The sequence below is a fragment of the Cognatishimia sp. genome (assembly GCF_964229375.1).
Classification (GTDB): Bacteria; Pseudomonadota; Alphaproteobacteria; order Rhodobacterales; family Rhodobacteraceae; genus Cognatishimia.
In genome coordinates, this window is the sequence record NZ_CAXREH010000092.1 from 1 (window position 1) to 4,210 (window position 4,210).

Sequence of the window (4,210 nt, forward strand, 5' to 3'; positions counted from 1 at the left end):
TTCGGTGCCTCTGCAGCCATGAGCACCATGCTGCTGACCATCGCGATCTTCATCTCTCTCTGCGTCGTCTTCGGCACGCGTTTCTACAAAATGGACTGATCCATGAACACTCGTTTTGCACATCTGTCGATGAACGCGCGCATTGGATGGCTGGCTATCTGGTCGGTGCTGGCCTTCGCCTTTCTGTTCTACACAACACCCATCATCTGGTTGCTGATGGCCGTGTTCCGCGACGAGCCTGGGCTTTATACGACCGGTCCGTTCAGCATCGGCAGCATCGAGAATTTCACGACCACCTGGAACCGCCTGTTCACTTACGAGGCCTTCACGGTTGGACGCTGGGCACTCAATTCCGCGGTCTATACGATCGGCGGTGTGACCCTGTCCTTGATCGCGGTTCTGCCTGCCGGCTTTGTTCTGGCGACCTATGATTTCCGGTTCCGCAAGCTGATCCTGGTGCTGACCCTTATTGCAATGATCACGCCGAACACAGTGGTCGCGCTGCCGATCTTTTTGCAGATGCAGTCGTTGGGTCTGAACAACAGTTATCTCGGCATGATCATCGCCACGGCCTTTTTCCCATTTGGCATGTATCTGGCCTATATTTACTACGCGACGTCGCTGCCTGCGGGTCTGATTGACTCGGCGCGCATTGATGGTGCCTCGAAGTTTGAGGTCTTCACCAAGGTCGCGTTGCCCTTGTCCAAGCCACTGATCGCGCTGATCGCGTTCTTTAGTTTCCTTGCAAACTGGAGCAACTACTTCCTGGCATTCGTGTTGCTGACCAAGGATGAACTCTACAGCCTGCCGGTCGGACTGGCGGTTCTGATCAGTAGCTCGGGCGCGTTGGGTGTTGATGTGGCAAACGACATTCCAATCAAGAAACCCGAAGCCATTCTTGCGTCTTTGTTGGTGATCGCTCCGGTGCTTGTCATCTTCATCCTGTCGCAGCGGTTTGTGCGCTCGGGCACGCTCTCTGGCGCAGAAAAAGGGTAAAGCTCGACATGACCACCACATATCCTTTCAACGGTCTGGGCGTCGGACTGCACAATCTGTCACGGATCTCTGACGCGCAGACGCGGTCGATTTCGGCAGAGAATTTCGACGACTCGGTCGGTGGGGGCGGGCGGGCCACCGAAGGCACCGGCGCATTTAAGGCGCGTCACCTCGGGCAGGGCTGGAAGGTATCGCCCTGCATCGAGATCCCGGCGGGCGAGACGTTTGATCTGGCAAATATCGAAGGGTCCGGCGCGATCCAGCATTTCTGGATCGTGACGAGTTCACCGCTAAAGCTGCGCAGTATGATCCTGCGCATCTATTGGGACGATCAAGAGCACCCGTCGGTCGAAGCCCCCTTGGGTGACTTTTTCGCCAATGGTCTGCGCGGGTTTGCTCCGGTGAATTCGATCCCGATCGCGGTCAATCCTGCCTGCGGCTTCAACAGCTTTTGGGAGATGCCCTTCCGCAAACGCGCACGCGTGACGCTTGAAAACCGCGAACCCGATGATGTGATTGTTTACTATCAAATCGACTATACACTGACCGCGGTACCTGAAGACTGCGCCTATTTCCACGCACGGTTCCGTCGGTCCAACCCTGTGGAACATCTGCAGGATCATGTCATCCTGGACGAGGTCGAAGGGCGCGGGCAATTCGTCGGCTGTTATGTGGCCTGGGGCGTGCACGAGGACGGTTGGTGGGGCGAAGGCGAAGTCAAATTCTTTATCGATGACGACAAAGACTTCCCCACGATTTGCGGTACGGGCACCGAGGATTATTTCGGCGGGTCCTACAACTGGGACCCCGGCGCGGTCTATCCCAATCAGGAAAACCGCTATATCGAACACTCCGGCGCCTATTGCGGCTTGCCGCAGGTAGAACGCCCTGACGGGGTCTATAAGGCCGTGCAACGCTTTGGCATGTATCGCTGGCACATCGTGGATCCGGTTCGGTTCACCACGCGGTTTAAGGCCACGATCCAAAGTCTTGGCTGGCACAGCGACATGCGCCCCGAACACGTGCGCTATCGCCACCGTCGGGACGATATCGCCTCGACCGCGTTCTGGTACCAGACCCTGCCCACCGCGCCATTTGCGCCAATTCAAGGGCCGGACGAATTGGAGATTGTCGGAAAGTAACGACCTGCCAGGCATCAGAGAAAATCTTTGGTGCTTGGTTTCAGCGGTTTTTACAAGTATCTGAAAGAGGGAACTGCAACGATGTTATTGACGATGCCTCAAATTCATATCCCTTCGAAAATTGACGAGCTGCCCAAGCACCCAAATGAGGGGTTTGAAAAATTCGTCAATGCGGTCGGGGAAGGCAGGCTTAAGCCGGGCACCGTCCTAACACAGGCACAATTGTGCGAGTTCCTGGGAGTATCGCTGACGCCCCTGCGTGAAGCGATTGTTTTGCTTGAAGAATATGGGCTGATTGAAATCAAGCAGCGCACAGGCATTACCATTCTGAACCCCGAGCTGTCTTTCATCCGCGAGAACTATCAGTTCCGCGTCATGATCGAGATCGAGGCCCTGAACGCCTTTGCCCATAGTGTTTCCAAGGACTGGCTTGAGCAGGTGCGCGCACGTCATGTCGAGCTTATCGCGGCGCTTAAGAAAGACAAAAAAGATATGGTAGCGGCCGAAGCCTTTGTCGCGCTGGATCAATTCGTTCACACAAGCATCGTGTCAGCGCTTGGCAATCGCTCTGTTTTGGCCACCCACAACCGCCTGCAACAGAACATCCGCATGGCGCGTGTGATTCACCGCAGCGCGTCGTTTACCGAGTCTCTGGTCACCGCCGCGGAAGAGCATCTGGAAATCATTGACCGGATCGAGGCCGAAGATACCGAGGGCGCGTCGGCCTGCCTGCGACGCCATTTTGAATCCTCGATCTATCGCACGATCATCACGGGCTAAGTTGCCAGCGATCCTGCCGCAAAATTCGTCTGACCCTCATGAGGCCGATGTGGTGCGCCCACCTGGAATCAGGCGATCTGTTTGGAAAACACGATGGAAAAACGCCCCCTTGGAAACACTGGCCTGTCAGTCGAGGTCATCGGCTTTGGCGGCGCAGCCTTGGGGGAGCGCCCTGCGGACCAGCCTGCGACACACGCGGCGGATTTGGTTCAGGCGGCGCGGGATGCAGGGATCAGCTATTTTGACACCGCGCCCTGGTATGGCATCGGGCGCTCTGAACGGGTTCTAGGCGATCTTCTGCGCGGCACGGACTATGTTTTATCAACCAAAGTCGGGCGCTTGCTGAAACCGGGCGAGCCGCATCATCCTCAAGGTGACTCGCGCGCCCTGATGCCGTTTCATGTGGTTTATGACTACAGCTATGACGGTATCATGCGCAGCTTTGAAGACAGCCTTCAGCGTCTGGGCCTAGACCGGATCGACGTGCTTTTCGTGCATGACATTGGCGAGATGACGCTTGGTGACACAAACGCAAAATACTTCGCCGATCTGGCAAAAAGCGGATACCGGGCGCTAGAGGAATTGCGTCGCGGCGGCCAGGTCAAAGCCATCGGGCTGGGGGTGAACGAAAATCAGGCCTGCCTTGATGCGCTGGGTGTCGGGCAATGGGACGTGTTCCTGCTGGCGGGCCGCTATACTCTGCTGGAGCAAACCCCACTGGACGCGCTGTTTCCGGCCTGCATGGCAGCGGGCACGTCGATCATCTGTGGAGGTCCGTTCAACTCGGGTGTTCTGGTCGGGCGAGACTGCTGGAACTATGCAAAGGCGCCCGACGCGGTGCTTGCCAAGGTTCGAAAGCTTGCAGATGTCGCGGATGACTATGGCCTTGATCTGGCCGCCGCCGCGCTACAATTCCCGCTGGCGCACTCTCTGGTGTCCTCAGTCCTCCCCGGACCAAGCTGCAAAGCCGAACTGGAGCAGAACTTCGCATGGCTCACCACCCCAATCCCCGCAGAATTTTGGGCTGAATTGAAAGCGCGAGCACTGCTGGACAAACGGGCGCCGGTTCCAAACGGTTGAGGCCTGGCTTTTGCGGGTTTGTCTGAGCGAAACGCTGCAAGGCCGCAGGTCGCGCGCCTAAATTCGGTGTTCGTAGGTTTGCTAAGGGGGCGAGGCGTGCCGTCACGGTGAACGCCACATGATCTATCCATAATTGCAAATAAAGCTGCGAATTAAGTCGATCTTTGTGGAGGCGAGTACCGGAATCGAACCGGTGTACACGGATTTGCAAT

Annotated in this window: 4 protein-coding genes; all 4 read left to right on the plus strand. The window is 56.8% G+C overall.

The window, feature by feature from the left end; all coding sequences use genetic code 11:
* Window positions 1-102 precede the first annotated feature (102 nt).
* The 4 genes from ACEQWH_RS07205 (at window position 103) to ACEQWH_RS07220 (ending at window position 3,998) form a co-directional block, all read left to right on the plus strand.
* A complete protein-coding gene (locus tag ACEQWH_RS07205) occupies window positions 103-996 on the plus strand; it encodes a carbohydrate ABC transporter permease (protein WP_370229243.1) in 894 nt (297 codons plus the stop codon).
* Window positions 997-1,004: 8 nt separating this feature from the next.
* Complete coding sequence (locus ACEQWH_RS07210) at window positions 1,005-2,138, plus strand: glycoside hydrolase family 172 protein (RefSeq protein WP_370229245.1); 1,134 nt, start codon at window positions 1,005-1,007, stop codon at window positions 2,136-2,138.
* A 93-nt stretch (window positions 2,139-2,231) separates the two neighbouring features.
* The gene (locus ACEQWH_RS07215; protein ID WP_370229246.1) at window positions 2,232-2,918 is read left to right on the plus strand and encodes a GntR family transcriptional regulator; all 687 of its coding nucleotides are present in this window, start codon (window positions 2,232-2,234) and stop codon (window positions 2,916-2,918) included.
* Window positions 2,919-3,011: 93 nt separating this feature from the next.
* The gene (locus ACEQWH_RS07220; RefSeq protein WP_370229247.1) at window positions 3,012-3,998 is read left to right on the plus strand and encodes an aldo/keto reductase; all 987 of its coding nucleotides are present in this window, start codon (window positions 3,012-3,014) and stop codon (window positions 3,996-3,998) included.
* Window positions 3,999-4,210: the final 212 nt, after the last annotated feature.

Excerpts from the sequence above, each read along its gene's own strand:
- ACEQWH_RS07205 (WP_370229243.1), top strand. The coding sequence starts at position 103 with ATGAACACTCGTTTTGCACATCTGTCGATGAACGCGCGCATTGGATGG.
- ACEQWH_RS07210 (WP_370229245.1), top strand. The coding sequence starts at position 1,005 with ATGACCACCACATATCCTTTCAACGGTCTGGGCGTCGGACTGCACAAT.
- ACEQWH_RS07215 (WP_370229246.1), top strand. The coding sequence starts at position 2,232 with ATGCCTCAAATTCATATCCCTTCGAAAATTGACGAGCTGCCCAAGCAC.
- ACEQWH_RS07220 (WP_370229247.1), top strand. The coding sequence starts at position 3,012 with ATGGAAAAACGCCCCCTTGGAAACACTGGCCTGTCAGTCGAGGTCATC.